This is a genomic window from Microbulbifer celer (assembly GCF_020991125.1).
GTDB lineage: Bacteria > Pseudomonadota > Gammaproteobacteria > Pseudomonadales > Cellvibrionaceae > Microbulbifer > Microbulbifer celer.
Window position 1 is genome coordinate 655,058 of record NZ_CP087715.1, and the last position, 16,886, is coordinate 671,943.

Consider the following 16,886-nt stretch of genomic DNA (forward strand, 5'->3'; position numbering starts at 1 on the left):
TTATGTATATGGCTGGGGTGGAAGGATTCGAACCTTCGCATGACGGGATCAAAACCCGCTGCCTTACCGCTTGGCTACACCCCAGTAAAGGTGCTGTGAGGCTGGTACTCACATAAGAAAATGGTAGCAAGGGGGAGACTTGAACTCCCGACCTCAGCATTATGAGTGCTGCGCTCTAACCAGCTGAGCTACCTTGCCACAGACGTTCTCGGCTAACCGAGGGCGCGAATTATCGGGGGATGTGCCGGAGGTGTCAACACTTTTTAGTAAATTAATCAGTGGGTTAGCGTCGGTCTCCCTCCGAGCGCTCGGGATCTGGCCCGGATTCAGCGGCCGCGCCCGATCGCAGCGGTCAGCGAACCAAAAACAACCGCAAAGGCGCCGAGCCAGCTGATCCAGTTCATGGGTTCCACCTCGATATAGTCTGGCCACAGGGCACCGATCAGTGTGCTGAGTGCCAGGGTCATCAGCGGCACCAGCGCCAGTACCGCGCTTACCCGGGAGGCTTCCCAGGCGGCCATCGCCTTGGCAAAGGCGCCGTAGGCGATCAGCGTATTGGCGGTAAGGAACAGTAGCAGCCCCCAGCCCAGTGGGGAAAGTGATAAGGCCAGCGCGGGTTTGGCCACCGGTAGGAAACACAGTGAGCCGGCAATATAGATTAAAACCAGCAGGTTCTGGGGGTTGGACTCCGCCACGATCTTTTTCTGGAACAGGCCGTAGATCGCCCACGAAGTGGCGGCGATAAACACCAGCCCGACGCCCAGCAAGTACTCCGGATTACTGCCGCTGAGTAACTCCTGCAGCCGTTGATTGAAAAACAGCGGCAGGCCCACAGTCACCATTGCCACACCCAGCCACTGGCGGGGTGAGAAATGCTCTCCCAGCCAGATGACACTGAATATCAGCAGTAATAGCGGCGCCAGCTGAATCAGCACCTGCAGGGCGCCTGCAGTGACGTAATTGAGCCCCCAGGCGTAGGATATGTAGTTCCCCAGCAGGCCGGCCACCGCGAGCAGGGTGAAAGGCAGCAGTCTGCCGCGAAAGAGTTGCGGCAAGTCCAGTTTGCGTCCCCAGCCATAGTAGCTGCCGGCAAACAGTGCCGCCCCGAAGAAGCGATACCAGGTGACGGTGGTGGAATCCATTTCCGCCAGCAGGCCCTTCATGGCGATGGGCAGCAGGGCCCAGAGGAACGCGGTGATCAGTGCCAGCGGCAGGCCGACTCTCCAGTTGGATGGGTACATGACAACCTTCGGTGTTGTGAGGACCAATGATCGTGGCCCGGGAAGGAAGCTGCCCCCGGTGTGCTTGTGGCACTTCGGGGGCAGTATCAGCAGACGCTGATGGATAGCTGGTGGCAGATACCTGAGATGCTTCGTAAGCGCCCAATCAGACGTTGAAGCGGAAGTGGACAACGTCGCCGTCGGCGACCACGTAATCCTTGCCCTCCAGGCGCCACTTGCCGGCTTCTTTTGCGCCAGCTTCGCCGTTGTGGTCCACAAAATCCGTATAGCTCACCACTTCTGCGCGGATGAAGCCCTTTTCGAAATCGGTGTGGATTTTACCCGCGGCCTGGGGTGCGGTGGCTTCCAGGGGAATGGTCCAGGCGCGCACTTCTTTGACGCCAGCGGTGAAGTAGGTGTGCAGGCTCAGCAGATTGTAACCGGCGCGAATTACCCGGTTCAGGCCTGGTTCTTCCATGCCCAGTTCTTCCAGGAACTCCTGCTTTTCATCGTCATCCAGTTCGGCAATTTCCGATTCCAGCTTGTTACAGATGGGCACCAGCACCGCGTTTTCTTCCGCGGCGATGGCGGATACGGCGTCCAGGTGCGGATTGTTTTCGAAGCCGTCTTCATCCACGTTGGCGATATACATGGTGGGTTTGACGGTGAGCAGGCTCAGCTCGCGCAGGTCTGCCAGTTCGTCCTCGCTGAGGCCGAAGGAGCGCAGTGGCTTGGCTTCGTCCAGGTGTGGCTGGATCTTCTCCAGCAGCGCTTTCATCTTGATCGCGTGCTTGTCCTGCCCCTTGGCGGCGCGGGTATAGCGCTGCAGCGCTTTTTCCACAGTGTCCAGGTCAGCGAGGGCCAGTTCGGTGTTGATCACCTCGATATCCGCCACCGGGTCAACCTGGTTGGCCACATGAATGACGTTGTCGTTTTCGAAACAGCGCACTACGTGGGCGATGGCGTCGGTTTCGCGGATATTGGCAAGAAACTTGTTGCCCAGGCCCTCGCCTTTGGAGGCGCCCGCTACCAGGCCCGCGATATCGGTGAACTCCATGGTGGTGGGAATCACCTTTTGCGGTTTGACGATTTCCGCCAGCTTGTCGAGGCGCGGGTCGGGTACCGGCACGATGCCGGCGTTCGGCTCAATGGTGCAGAAGGGAAAGTTTTCTGCATCGATACCCGCTTTGGTCAGGGCATTGAACAGAGTGGATTTGCCCACGTTGGGCAGGCCGACGATGCCGCAAGTAAAACCCATGGTCTGAATCCTGTTGCTGAGATTGCTGATCTGTTGCTGAGGTTATTGATAGGCGCGGAGCGCGTCCGCGGCTATCTATCAGGCGTTCTATTTGGCTTTGGAGTTGGTGTGAAGCGTTTTCATGGCTGCGCCCCAGTCGCCGCTGGCGGCGGTGGGCAGCACATCGACGGCGCGGTCGATGGCTTCGGCCAATTGGTCCTGCTCCACGCGGGGCGCCCGCTGCAGGACATAATTCACCACATCGCGGGCATTGCCCGGATGGCCGACGCCGAGGCGCAGGCGCATAAAGTCGCGGTTGTTGCCCAGTGCGGCAATGATATCGCGCAGGCCGTTGTGTCCACCGTGGCCGCCGCCGCCTTTCAGGCGCGCAGTACCGGGGGGGAGGTCCAGCTCGTCGTGAGCGACCAGAATGGCCTGAACGGGAATCTTGAAGAAGTTCGCCAGCGGGCCGACTGCCTGGCCGCTGCGATTCATATAGGTGGTGGGAATCAGCAGGCGGATATCCTGCCCGCCGATCCGGACACGGCCGGAGAGGCCGTGATATTTGCTGTCTGGCGCGAGCTGGGCACCGTGGATACGGGCCAGCTCGGAGACAAAATCGGCTCCCGCGTTATGACGTGTCCGGTCATACTCGGGGCCTGGGTTGCCCAGGCCGACGATCAACTGGATGGGCGTTTCGGGAGCCTTGCTCAAGGTCACTTACCTTTTATCAGGGGTACCTGAACTAGCCGGAGAATTACTCGCCGGACTCTTCGCCTTCTTCGGCTTCTGCGTCAGCTTCTACGGCGCCACGGGGCTTGTGCACGGAGGCAACAACCAGGTCGTGGTCTTCGCCGTGGGCCAGGTCTACAGACTCTACACCGGCCGGCAGTTTGATGTCGGAGATGTGGACAGTCGCGTCCAGCTCCAGATCTGCCAGGTCAACTTCGATGTACTCAGGCAGCTTGGAAGCCGGTGCAGTAATGTCCAGCTCGGTCAGGGTGTGAGACACGATACCGCCAGCCTTAACACCTTTGCAGCTCTCTTCGTTCAGGAAGTGCAGCGGTACCTTGATGTGTACTTTGGTGTTTGCGGAAACGCGCTGGAAGTCAGCGTGCAGCAGGATCTGCTTGGCCGGGTGACGCTGCAGGTCACGCAGGATCACGGTCTCTTTCTTGCCTTCAACGTCCAGGGTCAGAACGGAAGAGAAGAAAGCTTCGCTTTCCAGCGCCTTGAATACGTCTTTTGCCAGCAGAGAAATCGCTTGCGGCTCGGCTTCGCCACCGTAAATGATGGCCGGAAGCTTGCCTTCCTCACGACGCAGGCGGCGGCTCGCACCTTTCCCTTCGTCGCTGCGGACGTTGGCATTCAGAGTAAAATCAGACATGGGTGAAACCTCAGGTTGTCTGTCCAGAAGGCCCTGCGACCGGAACCCTCTGGTGTTGTAATAAATCGGGCGGATCAGATTGGCGCGCCCAATAGTAAACACCCGGCAGGGCCGGGCGGGCGCGTATTCTACGGGGAAGTCGGGGGGATTGCCAGTGGAATTGCGGCTTTGCCGTTGGTGGATGCGCAGTGCTTATCCACTCCGCGTTTCGCTGCGAAGTGGTTCAATGGGTGGGTTGAAGGTGGAGTGCCGGGGATTCGGTTTCAGAAGCGTCGGCGACAGGGACGTCGCCGACGCAGTGTACAGGGATGTATTCACAGCGGTTCTGAAACCGAATACCCGGTGCTCCGCCGCCACCGGCTCTGTTAAGAGGGTGCTCTTTTAGCGGAACATCGCGGACAGGGATTCTTCGTTGCTGATGCGGCGCATGGACTCTGCGAGCATCGCGGAAAGCGTCAGCTGGCGGATCTTCGGCGCATGGGCGGGCTTGTCACCCAGTGGAATGGAGTCGGTGACTACCAGTTCATCCAGAACCGAATTGTTCAGGTTGTCGATCGCCTTGCCGGACAGTACCGGGTGGGTACAGTAGGCGATCACCTTCTTGGCGCCGTGTTCCTTCAATGCATTGGCGGCATTGCACAGGGTGCCTGCGGTATCCACCATGTCATCCACCAGCAGGCAGGTGCGGCCGTTAACCTCGCCGATGATGTTCATCACCTCTGCCACATTGGCTGCCGGACGACGTTTGTCGATGATGGCCAGGTCGCACTCCAGGCTCTTCGCCACCGCGCGCGCGCGCACTACGCCACCGATATCCGGGGATACCACCACCAGGTCCTCGTAATTCTGGCGTTCAATATCGTCCAGCAGCACGGAAGAGCCGTAAACATTGTCCACTGGCACGTCGAAGAAGCCCTGGATCTGTTCTGCGTGCAGGTCGACGGTCAGAACGCGGTCGATACCCACGCTCACCATCATGTCTGCCACAACCTTGGCGGAAATTGGTACCCGCTGGGAGCGCACCCGGCGATCCTGGCGGGCGTAACCGAAGTAGGGCACAACCGCAGTGATACGGCCTGCAGAGGCACGGCGCAGGCCGTCTACCAGCAGGATCAGTTCCATCAGGTTGCGATTGGTGGGCTGGCAGGTGGATTGGACCACGAACACATCGCGGCCGCGGACGTTGTCCGTGATTTCTACCGCAATCTCACCATCGGAGAAGCGTTTGACCACCGCCTCACCCAGCGGTATCGCCATATGCTTAACAATCTTTTGCGCCAGTTCCGGGTTTGCGTTGCCGGTGAAGACCATCAAGTCAGCCACTGCGAGTACCTTTTTCGTTGGGAGTAGAAGATAGTAGTGAAATTCAGGTGATTTTCGGAGCTTGAACTGCTTGCAGGGTAGTGTGATGCCGTGTCATTGGGCGACCATAGGTGCAAGTTTTACGGTGTGGCTGTCTGCCAGGTTGTTCCGGACTGGCCGGAGGCTCCGTCAACGACTCGGGATGATGGGAGTCGTATCAAATAAGGAAATGGCTGGGGTGGAAGGATTCGAACCTTCGCATGACGGGATCAAAACCCGCTGCCTTACCGCTTGGCTACACCCCAGCAATGTTGCAGCTAGTCAATTTAGACGATCGCTGCAAATTTCGCGAGTTGCTCGTGTGCAGGTGATTGATCAATACCTGCGGCAACAAAGCCCTCTAAACCTTCTGGCCGTTTTTTCAGCACATTCTGTGCTGCTTCTTCCGAGTCGAACGCTGCAAAAACGCAGGCGCCGCTTCCCGTCAGTTGTGCCGCTCCGAACTGGGCAAGCCACGCTCTGGCATTGCGCACTTCGGGGTAGAGTGCTTCAACAAGAGGCTGAAAATCGTTGCCGGCATATTGTGCCAGCCACTGTTTTGTCAGCCGCCTGTCGCGAAGGGCCGCTAATGTAATTGCGGCAGAATCTCTTGTCAAACGCGGATGGGAAAATAATTCCCCGGTGCTTACGTGGCAATCAGGCGTCAGCACCAGATACCACATTGGCTCGACGGCGATCGGGGTCAGTCTTTCCCCGACACCCTCTGCCCAGGCGGAGTGGCCGTGCACAAACACCGGGATATCTGCGCCCAGCTGTCGGCCAAGTCCTGCCAGTTGCTCCAGGTCGAGATTGCATCGCCACAGGTGATTGAGTGCAAGCAATGTCGTCGCTGCATCACTGCTACCGCCGCCTATGCCACCGCCGGCGGGCAGGTTTTTCTGCAGGTTGATATCTGCCCCCACGGCTTCCTTGCCGGCATTTTTACCGACACTGTGCCGCAGGAGATCTGCGGCGCGATAGACAAGATTCTGTTCCGGGGGGATATCCAGGCCCGGGCAGTGCACGGCAATGGTGTTATCGGCACGGGTGTGGAACGTCAGCTGGTCGCCAAAGTCCAGCAACTGAAAAACGGTTTCCAGCTCGTGATAGCCATCTGCTCTGCGACCGAGAATGCGCAGGGTGAGGTTCAGTTTGGCAGGGGCGGACAGTCGCAGGGATTGTGTAGGTTGCGTAGAGGGCAGGCTGGACATCGGCGGACTTCGCATTGCAATGAAAAGTCCGCGCAGTTTATCAGCTTGGCGGGATTATTTCGGCTGCCAGTCTTTGATCACGACAGTGACGCTGACCGGGCCCGCGACATTGTTGCTGGAGGCCTTGATACGGGTAGGTAGGGTATAGGGGCCGGCCTTGGTATATTCGCCAAAGCTCAGTTGCCAGCCCGCCTGCTGCAGGCTTTGCAGGTTGCCTTGTGCGTTTTTCTGCTGGTCGGAAACGGCACCGGGGGCAGGCAGGCCGCGTACCCAGTAAAACATTTCCGCCACCGGCAGTGGCCAGCCCATCACTTGCTCGGTGAGCTGTGCCGGGTTTGCGGCAAATACTGCCGGATCGCTGCCGCGCTGCAGGCTGACACCGGCGGAAGAGCCGCTGATGACGGTCGCTCCCGCACCCAGTGGGCCACTCAGGTGAATGCGATAGTTATCGCCGGCCTGCAGCCACGTCAGGTTGGCGCTGCCATTTTCCCGCGGTGAGCGCACGCCCATTTTCCCGCTGGCTTCCCAGCGTTGCAGTTGGGCCGCAGATTGAGGCTGTGCGGATTGCGGGGTGGTGGTCTGCGGCGGCTGCGGTTTCTGGCTGCTACAGCCTGTGGCGACGAGGGTCAGTGCCAGCGCAGCCAGAAAGTACCGTGCCCGACGGGCCGCACTGGCGGTGTTCAGGGTTTGATTGTCGTCGCCGTAATTACCAGGGTTAAGAAATTCAGTTTTCCGTAACATGCTGTTCCAGTCGTTGTTGATCCTGTAGCCGTTGCATGGCTTCTGGAATAATTTCGCTCTCGGGGTTTATCTTCAGGCCGCGTTCCCATACCTGCATCGCCTGTTGGCGCTCACCCAATGCCCACAGAGCCTCGCCCAGATGCGCGGCAATTTCATGGTCGTCCATCAGGGTCATGGCTTTCTGCAGATACTTCACTGCCTCGCTGTGGTTGCCCAAACGGAAATGGGCCCAGCCCATACTGTCGATAATTGCAGGGTCTTCAGGGCTCAATTCCAGTGCCCGGGATATCAGCACCAAGGCTTCATTCAGCCGGTCATCGAAGGACAACAGCTTGTAGCCGAGTGTGTTCAGAAGGTTCGCATTATCCGGGTCGCGGGACAACAGTTTGCGAATACCCAGTTCAAATTTCTCTACATCTCCCAGCTGTTCGCTGGCCATGGCGTGGGCAAATATCAGCCGGCTGCTGTCGCTGTGTTTATCGACGCCCTCACTCAAAACCGTTTGCGCCTCCCGTAAGCGATCGTGTTTGCTCAATAACTCTGCTTGCAACAGGTAAAACTGTTTCTGTTGATCCGGGTGTCGCTGGCGCAATTCCGCAAACCAGGCTTGTGCTTCCTCGGTGCGGCCGGCGGCGGTGAGCAGGCTGGTACCGCGGCTGATGGCCTGCACGTAATCGCCACCGGGGCGGACCATGCGGTAGTGGGTTACTGCACCGTCCAGATCTCCCTGCTGTTCAGCAATCCCGGCCAGGTAAAAGTGCGCGGCAGATTCATGTTCTTTCAGTGCGAGCAATCGTCTCAGAAGCGGTTCGGAGGCTTCGTACTGTTGCGTTTCATACTGGATCAACGCCAGGGAGAGAATCAGGTTGGCATCATCGGGGCGTTGCGCTACCAGCTCTTCAAACTGCTGCTGTGCGAGCTCGAGGTCTTCGCGAATCAACATGCGTGCGTATTGCAGGCGCAGTCGGCTTTCTTTGGGGTAGAGGTCTACCAGGTTTTCCAGCAGTGAGCGGGCTTCTTTCTGGCGCCCCATATCGATCAGGATATGAGATTCCAGCAGCGGTGCATCCAGTAGTGATGGATCCTGCTCCTGAACCAGCCGGGTAATCTTCAGTGCCTCCGCATCTTTGTCATTGGCGCGTAATACCATTGCCAGGGCGAGAGAGGCCTCGTGATTGTGGGGGTACTTGTTCGACAGGCGACGAAATTCCGGCAGTACCCGCACTGCGAGTTCCTCGTTGGACACTGCGGTGGCGGCTACGGACTGCAGGGGCGCGTCGCCGCCCAGGGCGAGGGCCAGTTCCGCGTGCTTGAGCGCATCGTCCAGTTCCCCTGCCAGGGTCAGCTCCGCGGTGGCGGCGAGCTGTGCCTCGCGGCTTTCCGGCTCCAGCTCTACCCACAGTTTCGCTGAGCGCAGGGCGGCGCGACGGGCGTTCAGGAAGCGCGCGATGCGAGTAGCGCGCGCCGCCACACCGGCATCCTGGGTGCGTTCGGCCTGGAAGTAATAGTTGGCCAGAGCGAGATCGTAGTGCTCGCGGTTGCCCGCCACTTCGGCCACCAGCAGGGTGTAGAAGGTTTCAATCGGGAACGGTTTGGCCTTTTCCTTAGCGGGGGCTGGCGGTTGTTCTGCCGGGTTGGCGACATTTGCCCGGGGGGAAGCGCTGGTTTCGCGGCCGGTTTGCGCTGTCATTTGCGCCGGGGGTATCGCGGAGGTCTGTCGGTTCTCCTCCTCAGGTGGCTGCTGTGCCGATTGCTGGGTACAGGCGCCAAGCAGGCACAGCAGCGCCAGAGGCAGTGCGGCAGAGAGGCGAGACATCGTGGCGGCAAGCGGCTGCTTGCGGAAGGGTTTTGCGTGCATAGAAACGTGTCCGTACGTTCGCGCCCGTGGCCAGGTCGATCCAGGCCACTGTCAGGGCGCATGCCCGAGGGCAATGGTGGTCTGCGGCGCGTGATGGCGTATTTTTCCGGGTTATCGCCGTATAATTCTAGTTGTGATTTGTGCGGCCGTTCGGGTGAAAGGGGCTGCAAAGGAAAAGTCAGCATCTATTTACACCGTTGTCTTTGCGCCGGTTTCAGCACTGGGGCAATGGGGTAGATAGAATTTCCCTGCTTGCACAGGGGGCGCCCGCCCCGGACAATATGCGACCTTTTTGCCGGCGGCCTCGGGCAGTGTGTCGATTTGTGTCGCCAAACAGATTTTTGACTGACGGGTACTTATGTCAATCCTTGCCCTGGGAATCAATCACGACAGCGCGCCGCTAGAGGTGCGTGAGCGGGTCGCGTTTGCCCCGGAAGTGATGCCCAGTGCGCTGGAAGAGGCACGGAGGGCGCTATCGTGCCCGGAGCTTGCCATCCTTTCCACCTGCAACCGCACCGAGATCTACGGCGATGTGGCGCCGGAGGCGGTGTTGCAGTGGATTGCCGATTATCATCAGGTGCCCCTGGATCAGCTCGCTGCCTGTCACTATCACTATCTGGATGAATCCGCGGTACGCCATATCATGAGCGTGGCCTGTGGGCTGGATTCGCTGGTACTCGGGGAGCCGCAGATCCTCGGGCAGATGAAATCCGCCTATGCGGTGGCCAGAGAGTCCGGCAGTGTTGGCAGCACCCTGCACAATGTGTTCCAGCAGGTTTTCGCGGTGGCGAAAAAAGTGCGCACCGAGACCGCCATTGGCGAGAATCCGGTTTCCGTTGCTTTCGCCGCGGTCTCTCTGGCGTCGCGGATCTTTACCGACCTCGGCCAGCAGACGGCGATGTTGATCGGCGCCGGTGAAACTATTGAACTGGTGGCCCGCCATTTGCTGGACAAGGGGGTCAAAAAGCTGATCGTTGCCAATCGGACCCTTAACCGGGCCCAGTCCCTGGCAGAAGACTTTGGTGCCGAGGCGATCCTGCTGGCGGATATCCCCGAGTATCTGCCGCGGGCAGATATTGTGATCAGTTCCACCGCCAGCCAGTTGCCGATTCTCGGCAAGGGCGCTGTGGAAACGGCACTCAAGCAGCGCCGGCACAGCCCCATGTTTATGGTGGATATTGCTGTGCCGCGGGATATCGAGCCGCAGGTAGGCAAACTGGATGATGTCTACCTCTATACCGTGGACGATCTGCGCGGGGTGATCGACGAGGGCAAGAGGCTGCGGGAAAAGGCCGCAGAGGCGGCGCACCTGATTGTCGAGAAAGCCGCTCACAGTTTTATGCGCGAGCGGCGCTCTCTGCAGGCGGTGGATTCCATCCGCAGCTATCGGCAGCAGGCCCAGGGCATCAGTAGAGAAGAGTTGGAAAAGGCGCTGGTGCAATTGCGTGCCGGGGGCGACCCGGAGCAGCTGATGGAACAGATGGCGCGTTCTCTCACCAATAAATTGATTCACGCGCCCACAGTCAGCCTGCGTCGCGCCACCGCCGAAGGCGACCTGGAGCGGTTGCGGATCGCTCGGGAAGTTGTCGGCCTGGCCCCGCAAGCGCTGGAAGACCGCAACAGCGGCAATACAAAGGGCACTGGTTCGGGAAAAGGGCCGGCAGGAAACAAGCAGGACTAAATGAAAGAATCGGTACAGCAGAAACTCGAAAACCTGGTAGAGCGTCACGAGGAAGTGTCCGCACTACTGGGCGATGCAGAAACCATTAACGATCAGGATAAATTCCGCGATCTGTCGCGGGAATATGCCGAGCTGGAAGAGGTGGTCAAGTGCTACCAGCGTTACAGAACCCTGCAGGAGGATATGGCCGCCGCACGTGAAATGCTCGATGAGAGCGATGCGGAAATGCGCGAGATGGCGCAGGAAGAGCTGAATGAAGCGGAGCAGCAGGTGGCGCCGCTGGAAAAAGAACTCCAGACCCTGCTGCTGCCCCGCGATCCCAACGACCGCAAGAACGTCTATCTGGAAATCCGTGCCGGCACCGGTGGTGACGAGGCGGCGATCTTCTCCGGCGACCTGTTCCGCATGTATTCCCGCTACGCGGAAAAGCAGGGGTGGCGCATTGAAGTCATCAGTGAAAACCCCGGCGAGCACGGCGGTTACAAAGAAATCATCACCCGCGTGGCCGGGGATGAAGTCTACGCACGGCTCAAGTTCGAATCCGGCGCCCACCGCGTACAGCGGGTCCCGGAAACCGAGTCCCAGGGGCGTATCCACACCTCCGCCTGTACCGTGGCGGTGATGCCGGAACCGGATGAGCGCGATGCCATCGAGATCAGCAAGGCGGATCTGCGCATCGACACCTATCGCGCCTCCGGCGCCGGTGGCCAGCACGTAAACAAAACAGACTCCGCCGTGCGCCTGACCCATGTGCCCACCGGCATCGTGGTGGAGTGTCAGGACGAGCGCTCCCAGCACAAGAACCGCGCCAAGGCCATGGCGCTGCTGCAGGCCCGTCTCAACAGCGCCCAGGAATCCGCCGCCGCCCAGGAAATCTCTGATGCGCGCAGAAATCTGGTGGGCAGTGGCGACCGTTCCGAGCGCATCCGCACCTACAACTTCCCCCAGGGCCGGGTTACCGACCACCGCATCGGCCTCACCCTCTACAAACTGGATGAAGTGATGCAGGGGGCGCTGGAAGAAGTGATCGGGCCGCTGCGCACCGAATACCAGGCGGATCAGCTGGCGGCACTGGGGCAGCAGTAACCCAGATGGCCACAGTAAAGGACAACCTGCTGCGGGCGGTGGAACTCCAACACAGCGACAGTCCCCGCCTGGATCTGGAAGTGCTGTTGTGCCACATACTCGGCAAGTCCCGCGCCTGGCTCTATACCTGGCCCGAACACGAAGTGAATCCCGACCAGCAGGCCCGGTTTGACGCCCTGTTCAAACGCCGTCTGCAGGGCGAGCCCGTGGCCCATCTCACCGGCAGCCGGGAATTCTGGTCGCTGCCGCTCAAAGTCAATCGCACCACCCTGATCCCGCGCCCCGACACCGAGGTGTTGGTGGAAGTGGCGCTCGCACTGGGCGAGTCGTCCGCGGGGCCGCAGAAACAGGGCTTTTCTGTCCTCGATCTCGGCACTGGCACCGGAGCCATCGCCCTGGCGCTCGCCAGTGAGCAGCCTCACTGGCAGATCACCGCTGTGGACAGAATGCCCGCTGCCGTCGCCCTGGCGGAGGAGAACCGTGCCGCCCTGGGCTTCGACGGTGTCCATATACTGCAAAGCGACTGGTTCGAAGCCCTGCGTGGCGAGCGTTTCAACCTGATCGTGAGCAATCCTCCCTATATTGATCCCAAGGATCCCCACTTGCGCGAGGGCGACGTGCGCTTCGAGCCGCTGTCTGCCCTGGTGGCGGAAGAGCGCGGCCTGGCGGATATCCGCATGATCGCCGACGGTGCCCGTGCACATCTGAATGATGGCGGCTGGCTGCTGGTGGAGCACGGCTGGGATCAGGGTAAAGGGGTACGCGAATTGTTTTCCGGTTGCGGTTACACCGCGGTGGAAACCCGGCTTGACTATGCCGGGCGGGAACGTTTGACCATGGGGCGGTTTCAGGCAGATTAAACGCCTGGATAGCACTAATCTGGACTACTTGGCGCAGTCATGGGCGAAGGCGTCGATGCCGTACCCGGTACCGCCGCCGCCAGCTGGGGAAAAAGTAACGCATGCACGATCACAGCCACCATCATCACGGTAGTAATTCTCTCAAGCCTCTGGTGTGGGGGTTGGTGATCACGCTCGCGTTTGCGGTGGTGGAAGCCATCGGCGGCTGGGTTTCCGGTTCCCTGGCGCTGTTGGGGGATGCCGGCCATATGGCCACCGATTCCATCTCCCTCGCGCTCGGCGCCGTTGCGGCACTCCTGGCGCAAAAGCCCGCCAGCCGGGAAATGTCTTTTGGCTGGGGGCGCGCCGAAGTCCTGGCCGCCATCGTCAATGCCGTGTTCATGCTGTTGATCATCATCGGTATCGCCATCGCCGCCGTCGGTCGTCTGCGGGAGCCGCAACCGGTGCAGGGCGGTATGGTAATGCTGATCGCGGCCATTGGCCTGTTGGTGAATATTGGCGTGGCATGGGTGCTGCATCGCGGCGAGCAGACGCTGAATATCCGCGGTGCGCTGCTGCATGTGATGGGGGACCTGTTGGGATCGGTGGCGGCACTGCTGGCGGGTGGGGTGATTTACTTTACCGGTTGGACGCCCATCGACCCGATTCTGTCGCTGTTGATCTGTGTGCTGATCCTGTTTTCCAGCCTGAAACTGTTGCGCGATGCGGTGGATGTACTGATGGAGCGTGTGCCGCGGGAGCTGAGCCTGCCGGTGGTGGGGGAGGCGCTGGCGGCAGTGGAGGGCGTGCGCTCGGTGCACGACCTGCATATCTGGCGCCTGGACTCGCGGATGATTTCTCTGTCGGCGCATATTGTGGTGGACGATTTAGAAGCGTGGCCCGGAGTGCTCGGGCGGTTGCGAGAAACACTGATCAAGCGGTTTGATATCGACCATATCACCCTGCAACCGGAGCCGTTACATGTGGATCCTACGCCGATTATTGATCGGGTGAGTAAGCCTGATGCCCCGGACTGAATCCCGAAGTAAATAAGTTTCTGCGAAGGTGTCGATGCCGGGTAAAGCCTTGCGAGACCTTCTAAAACAGGGACGTTTTAGAAGAGCCCCCATGGATGGGTTCACGGCGTGTCTCGCAAGGCTTTACCCGGTAGCGGCACCGCCACCGTAGGTGTTTAGTGGTGGCAGGGGTTGAGTGATTCGATGGTTTAGTCCTCCTCACTCTCCTCATCGTGAGGCACCAGCGCCGGCTGGGTTTCATCCAGGGATTCGTCCGCGCTTTCTTCTAAACTTTCTTGTGAATTTTCTTCCGTGTCTTCTTTCGAGCTTCCCTCGCTGCCACTGTTACCGGCAGGTTCTTCCATTGTCGACTTCTGCTCTTTAGTCGCGGGTGTTTCCTGTTCCGCAGTGACTTCCTCCGGCGGACTGATCTGTTCTTCCGGGGCCTGAATGCCAATGTGATACGCGGCAAAGCCCGGCTGTACCACCTGGTTCATCGCCATGCCCAGTACCCGTCCGTTGTGCTCGGAGCGGATTTCCTTGCGCACATTGGTGATCGGGTTGGTGACCGTGCCCAGCACATCGCCCTTGCGCACAAACTGCCCCAGTTTTACCTCACTGAAAATGATCCCGCCGTTGGTGGCCCGCTGCCAGGTGGAGTTGTAATACACCGGTTCGGGGTCGCCCCACAGGCGGAACTTGCTCACCATGCCCAGCTGGTTCAACAAGGTACGGATGCCCTTGACGCTGTGGCTGACGGAAGTCTCGTCCAGCACCATGGGCGCGCCGGCTTCCAGGGTGACGGTGGGAATGCCCGCTTCTACCGCCGCGCGGCGCAGGGTGCCCTTGGCGCCGTCGCTGTGCAGGACCACGGTGGAGCCGAAGCCCTTGGTCATTTTCACCACTTTCGGGTCCCGCAGGTCGCCGCGCAGCTGTGGCAGGTTGGTGCGGTAGAAAGAGCCGGTGTGCAGGTCGACGATCGCGTTGCAGTGCACTACCACCTTGTCGAAAAACGAGCGCGCAATCCGCGAGGCGGAGGAGCCACCCTGAGTACCCGGGAAGTGACGGTTGAGGTCACGGCGATCGGTCAGGTAGCGGGAACTGCGATGGAAGCCCTGCAGGTTGACGATGGGTACTCCGATCACTGCGCCTTTCAAGGTTTCCGGGTCGAGGTTGTACATCACCCGGCGCACGGTTTCGATGCCGTTTAATTCGTCGCCGTGAATCGCCGCGGTCAGGCACAGGGTCGGGCCGGATTCGGCGCCGTTGACCACCAGTACCGGGGTGGCGCTGTAGATGCCTTCGAAATGCTGGCGCGGGGACCAGGCCAGTCGGGTCGAGGTGGCCGGAGGGACTTCCGAGCCCAACAAACGCAGGGTGCGACCTTCCGGGGGCTGCTCGGGTTCTTTGGCAGCTTCCGGTGCTGGTGCCTTTGCTACCGGCGCGGGGGCTTCCGAATCTTCCTTGGACGGTGTGGCCAGTTCTTTTTCACTGACGGGCTTATCCAGCTCGATGCTTTTCGCCTGGGGCATGGGGGCATCGTCTTGTTCGCTGTCCGGTTTTTCGGCTTCAGGCGGTTTTTCGGGCTGTGCCTCATCGGCAGCAGCCTGTGTGGCCTCTGTTTCCACATCGGGTTCGGTCGGCGATTCCTCTGCCAGCAGCAGTGGGCTGTGGCTGGCGATAAACAACAGGAAGGACAAGCTCAGTGAGCGGGAGAACATGCATTGCTCCGGTTTAATGAAGGCGGTTTTATTGGTATCAGGTGACGGCGGTGTTCATCAGGAGTTCCGCGCGTGCGCGAGTATAGCCAATTGCCGATGATGGAATTGCGCGATAGTTGGTGGTTTGGTGAAACCGCGGCGATTTGAATGGGGTGGAAATTCAGCGTCGGGTCAAGGCTTTGTTACTGGTGTGATACAGGCGCACCAGCAACAAAGCCGCGGCGGTACCGAGACCGATACAGATGCCCGTCCAGTAGCCGTATACGCCCCATAAGTTTTCCCCCAGCCACCAGGCACTGGTGAGCCCCACCAGCCAGTAGGAAAACAGCTGCAGGTACATGGGCACCCGGGTGTCTTTGTAGCCCCGCAGTGCCCCCCAGGCCATGGCCTGGGTGACATCCACCAGCTGGTAGGCGGCGGCGAGGATCAACAGATTGCTGGCCACGGCAATGATGTCCGGATTGCTGGTGTAAGCCAGCACCAGCAGGTTGCGGCCCGCAATCAGGATCACGCCGGTAAACAGCGCGTACACCAGCCCGCTGCCGATCCCCACAGTGCTGACAAAACGCGCGCGTTTGGGGCGACCCTGTCCCAGTACCTGGGCGGTGCGGATGCTCACCGCCTGGGCCAGGGCCAGTGCCACCAGATAGCACACAGAACCAATCGACATACCGATCTGGTGTGCGGCCACGATGGTGGCACCGTAGGAGGCCAGCAACAGGGCCATGCTGGCAAAAAAGGTCACTTCACTGCCGGCGCCGATACAGATCGGCATCCCCACCGCCAGCAGGTGGCGCAGGGTGGGCCAGTGGGGGCGTGGGGGCAGCAGCTTCAGATCCAGCGCGCGGTAAGCGGGATCGCGCCCCGCATGCCAGTAAAGGGCGATGGCGATACACCAGCAGGAGATGCTGGTGGCCCAGCCACAGCCGGCACCGCCCATGGCGGGGATGGGTCCCCAGCCGAATACGAACAGGATGTCGAGGGGGATATTCAGTACCGCGGCGGCGAGATAAATACGCATCACCGGGCGCACCTGGGCCATGCCTTCGCAGTAGCCCCGCAGGGCGCTGCCGACGGCAAACGGTAGGGTGCCGACCGCCAGTGCCACCAGGTAGTGGACCATAACCTGGCGCACCGGCACCTCTGCCTGGATCCAGTGGCTCCACCAGATGGAGGCCAGCAGGATCGCCATCACCAGCAGCCCGCCGACCAGAGCGATCCAGAATGACTGGTGCAGCTGCAGCGCGCAGTCTTCCTCCCGCCGCGCACCGCGTAGATGGGCCACTACCGGGGATACCGCCGCCAGCATGCCGATCATGACTACCGCGCATACCGCCCAGATACTGGAGCCCAGCGCCAGCCCCGCCAGGTCGGTTTCACCGGAGCGGCCGGCGACGATGGTGTCCGTCACGCCCATGCTGACCACGGCGAGGTTGCTCACCACCAGCGGCCCGCCGAGGCTGGTCAGGTGCCGCAGTTCGGTCGCGGTGGCGCGGGGATAAATCTTGAACATGAGTACTTCGGTAGCTGTAAACGCAAATGCCTAGA

14 protein-coding genes and 3 tRNA genes are annotated in these 16,886 nt (G+C 60.3%); 4 read left to right on the forward strand and 13 right to left on the reverse strand.

The window, feature by feature from the left end; genetic code table 11:
• Positions 1-9: 9 nt before the first annotated feature.
• The 11 genes from LPW13_RS02495 to LPW13_RS02545 form a co-directional block, all read right to left on the reverse strand.
• A tRNA-Gln gene (locus LPW13_RS02495) sits at positions 10-84 on the reverse strand.
• Positions 85-121: 37 nt separating this feature from the next.
• Positions 122-198, reverse strand: a tRNA-Met gene (locus LPW13_RS02500).
• A gap of 128 nt (positions 199-326) precedes the next feature.
• Complete coding sequence (locus tag LPW13_RS02505; protein WP_230437875.1) at positions 327-1,241, reverse strand: DMT family transporter; 915 nt, start codon at positions 1,239-1,241, stop codon at positions 327-329.
• Between the two features lie 145 nt (positions 1,242-1,386).
• Positions 1,387-2,478, reverse strand: a complete 1,092-nt coding sequence (gene ychF, locus LPW13_RS02510; protein ID WP_230437876.1) for a redox-regulated ATPase YchF — start codon at positions 2,476-2,478, stop codon at positions 1,387-1,389.
• 87 nt (positions 2,479-2,565) lie between these two features.
• On the reverse strand, positions 2,566-3,171 hold the full coding sequence (pth, locus tag LPW13_RS02515; RefSeq protein WP_230437877.1) for an aminoacyl-tRNA hydrolase: 606 nt from the start codon (positions 3,169-3,171) through the stop codon (positions 2,566-2,568).
• A 43-nt stretch (positions 3,172-3,214) separates the two neighbouring features.
• Positions 3,215-3,844 carry a 50S ribosomal protein L25/general stress protein Ctc gene (locus LPW13_RS02520; RefSeq protein ID WP_230437878.1) on the reverse strand — a complete coding sequence of 210 codons (630 nt, stop codon included), beginning with the start codon at positions 3,842-3,844 and terminating at the stop codon, positions 3,215-3,217.
• A gap of 381 nt (positions 3,845-4,225) precedes the next feature.
• Complete coding sequence (locus tag LPW13_RS02525) at positions 4,226-5,155, reverse strand: ribose-phosphate pyrophosphokinase (protein WP_277610940.1); 930 nt, start codon at positions 5,153-5,155, stop codon at positions 4,226-4,228.
• A 221-nt stretch (positions 5,156-5,376) separates the two neighbouring features.
• A tRNA-Gln gene (locus LPW13_RS02530) sits at positions 5,377-5,451 on the reverse strand.
• Between the two features lie 21 nt (positions 5,452-5,472).
• A complete protein-coding gene (gene ispE, locus LPW13_RS02535; RefSeq protein WP_230437880.1) occupies positions 5,473-6,396 on the reverse strand; it encodes a 4-(cytidine 5'-diphospho)-2-C-methyl-D-erythritol kinase in 924 nt (307 codons plus the stop codon).
• Positions 6,397-6,450: 54 nt separating this feature from the next.
• Positions 6,451-7,137, reverse strand: coding sequence for a lipoprotein insertase outer membrane protein LolB (lolB, locus tag LPW13_RS02540; RefSeq protein ID WP_230437881.1), 687 nt, complete (start codon positions 7,135-7,137; stop codon positions 6,451-6,453).
• On the reverse strand, positions 7,121-8,995 hold the full coding sequence (locus tag LPW13_RS02545; RefSeq protein ID WP_230437882.1) for a tetratricopeptide repeat protein: 1,875 nt from the start codon (positions 8,993-8,995) through the stop codon (positions 7,121-7,123). Before LPW13_RS02545 ends, lolB begins: the two co-directional genes overlap by 17 nt.
• Before the next feature lie 358 nt (positions 8,996-9,353).
• Between LPW13_RS02545 and hemA the strand changes: the two genes are divergently transcribed.
• The 4 genes from hemA (at position 9,354) to LPW13_RS02565 (ending at position 13,638) form a co-directional block, all read left to right on the forward strand.
• Complete coding sequence (hemA, locus tag LPW13_RS02550) at positions 9,354-10,676, forward strand: glutamyl-tRNA reductase (RefSeq protein ID WP_230437883.1); 1,323 nt, start codon at positions 9,354-9,356, stop codon at positions 10,674-10,676.
• Positions 10,677-11,762 (forward strand): peptide chain release factor 1, encoded by a 1,086-nt coding sequence (prfA, locus tag LPW13_RS02555; protein ID WP_230437884.1) that lies wholly within the window; start codon positions 10,677-10,679, stop codon positions 11,760-11,762.
• 5 nt (positions 11,763-11,767) lie between these two features.
• Positions 11,768-12,622 carry a peptide chain release factor N(5)-glutamine methyltransferase gene (prmC, locus tag LPW13_RS02560; protein ID WP_230437885.1) on the forward strand — a complete coding sequence of 285 codons (855 nt, stop codon included), beginning with the start codon at positions 11,768-11,770 and terminating at the stop codon, positions 12,620-12,622.
• Positions 12,623-12,723: 101 nt separating this feature from the next.
• Positions 12,724-13,638 (forward strand): cation diffusion facilitator family transporter, encoded by a 915-nt coding sequence (locus tag LPW13_RS02565; protein ID WP_230437886.1) that lies wholly within the window; start codon positions 12,724-12,726, stop codon positions 13,636-13,638.
• A gap of 188 nt (positions 13,639-13,826) precedes the next feature.
• Here the strand turns inward: LPW13_RS02565 and LPW13_RS02570 are convergent, their stop codons facing one another.
• Positions 13,827-15,338: a succinylglutamate desuccinylase/aspartoacylase family protein gene (locus tag LPW13_RS02570; protein WP_230437887.1), complete on the reverse strand. Its 1,512-nt coding sequence runs from the start codon at positions 15,336-15,338 to the stop codon at positions 13,827-13,829.
• A 160-nt stretch (positions 15,339-15,498) separates the two neighbouring features.
• Complete coding sequence (locus tag LPW13_RS02575; protein ID WP_230437888.1) at positions 15,499-16,851, reverse strand: MATE family efflux transporter; 1,353 nt, start codon at positions 16,849-16,851, stop codon at positions 15,499-15,501.
• Positions 16,852-16,886: the final 35 nt, after the last annotated feature.

Bases quoted from the DNA above. Each gene is read 5' to 3' on its own strand.
- ychF (WP_230437876.1), bottom strand. From the start codon at position 2,478: ATGGGTTTTACTTGCGGCATCGTCGGCCTGCCCAACGTGGGCAAATCC.
- lolB (WP_230437881.1), bottom strand. From the start codon at position 7,137: ATGTTACGGAAAACTGAATTTCTTAACCCTGGTAATTACGGCGACGAC.
- LPW13_RS02520 (WP_230437878.1), bottom strand. From the start codon at position 3,844: ATGTCTGATTTTACTCTGAATGCCAACGTCCGCAGCGACGAAGGGAAA.
- LPW13_RS02545 (WP_230437882.1), bottom strand. From the start codon at position 8,995: ATGCACGCAAAACCCTTCCGCAAGCAGCCGCTTGCCGCCACGATGTCT.
- LPW13_RS02505 (WP_230437875.1), bottom strand. From the start codon at position 1,241: ATGTACCCATCCAACTGGAGAGTCGGCCTGCCGCTGGCACTGATCACC.
- ispE (WP_230437880.1), bottom strand. From the start codon at position 6,396: ATGTCCAGCCTGCCCTCTACGCAACCTACACAATCCCTGCGACTGTCC.
- LPW13_RS02565 (WP_230437886.1), top strand. From the start codon at position 12,724: ATGCACGATCACAGCCACCATCATCACGGTAGTAATTCTCTCAAGCCT.
- LPW13_RS02525 (WP_277610940.1), bottom strand. From the start codon at position 5,155: ATGGTCTTCACCGGCAACGCAAACCCGGAACTGGCGCAAAAGATTGTT.
- prfA (WP_230437884.1), top strand. From the start codon at position 10,677: ATGAAAGAATCGGTACAGCAGAAACTCGAAAACCTGGTAGAGCGTCAC.
- LPW13_RS02570 (WP_230437887.1), bottom strand. From the start codon at position 15,338: ATGTTCTCCCGCTCACTGAGCTTGTCCTTCCTGTTGTTTATCGCCAGC.
- prmC (WP_230437885.1), top strand. From the start codon at position 11,768: ATGGCCACAGTAAAGGACAACCTGCTGCGGGCGGTGGAACTCCAACAC.
- LPW13_RS02575 (WP_230437888.1), bottom strand. From the start codon at position 16,851: ATGTTCAAGATTTATCCCCGCGCCACCGCGACCGAACTGCGGCACCTG.
- hemA (WP_230437883.1), top strand. From the start codon at position 9,354: ATGTCAATCCTTGCCCTGGGAATCAATCACGACAGCGCGCCGCTAGAG.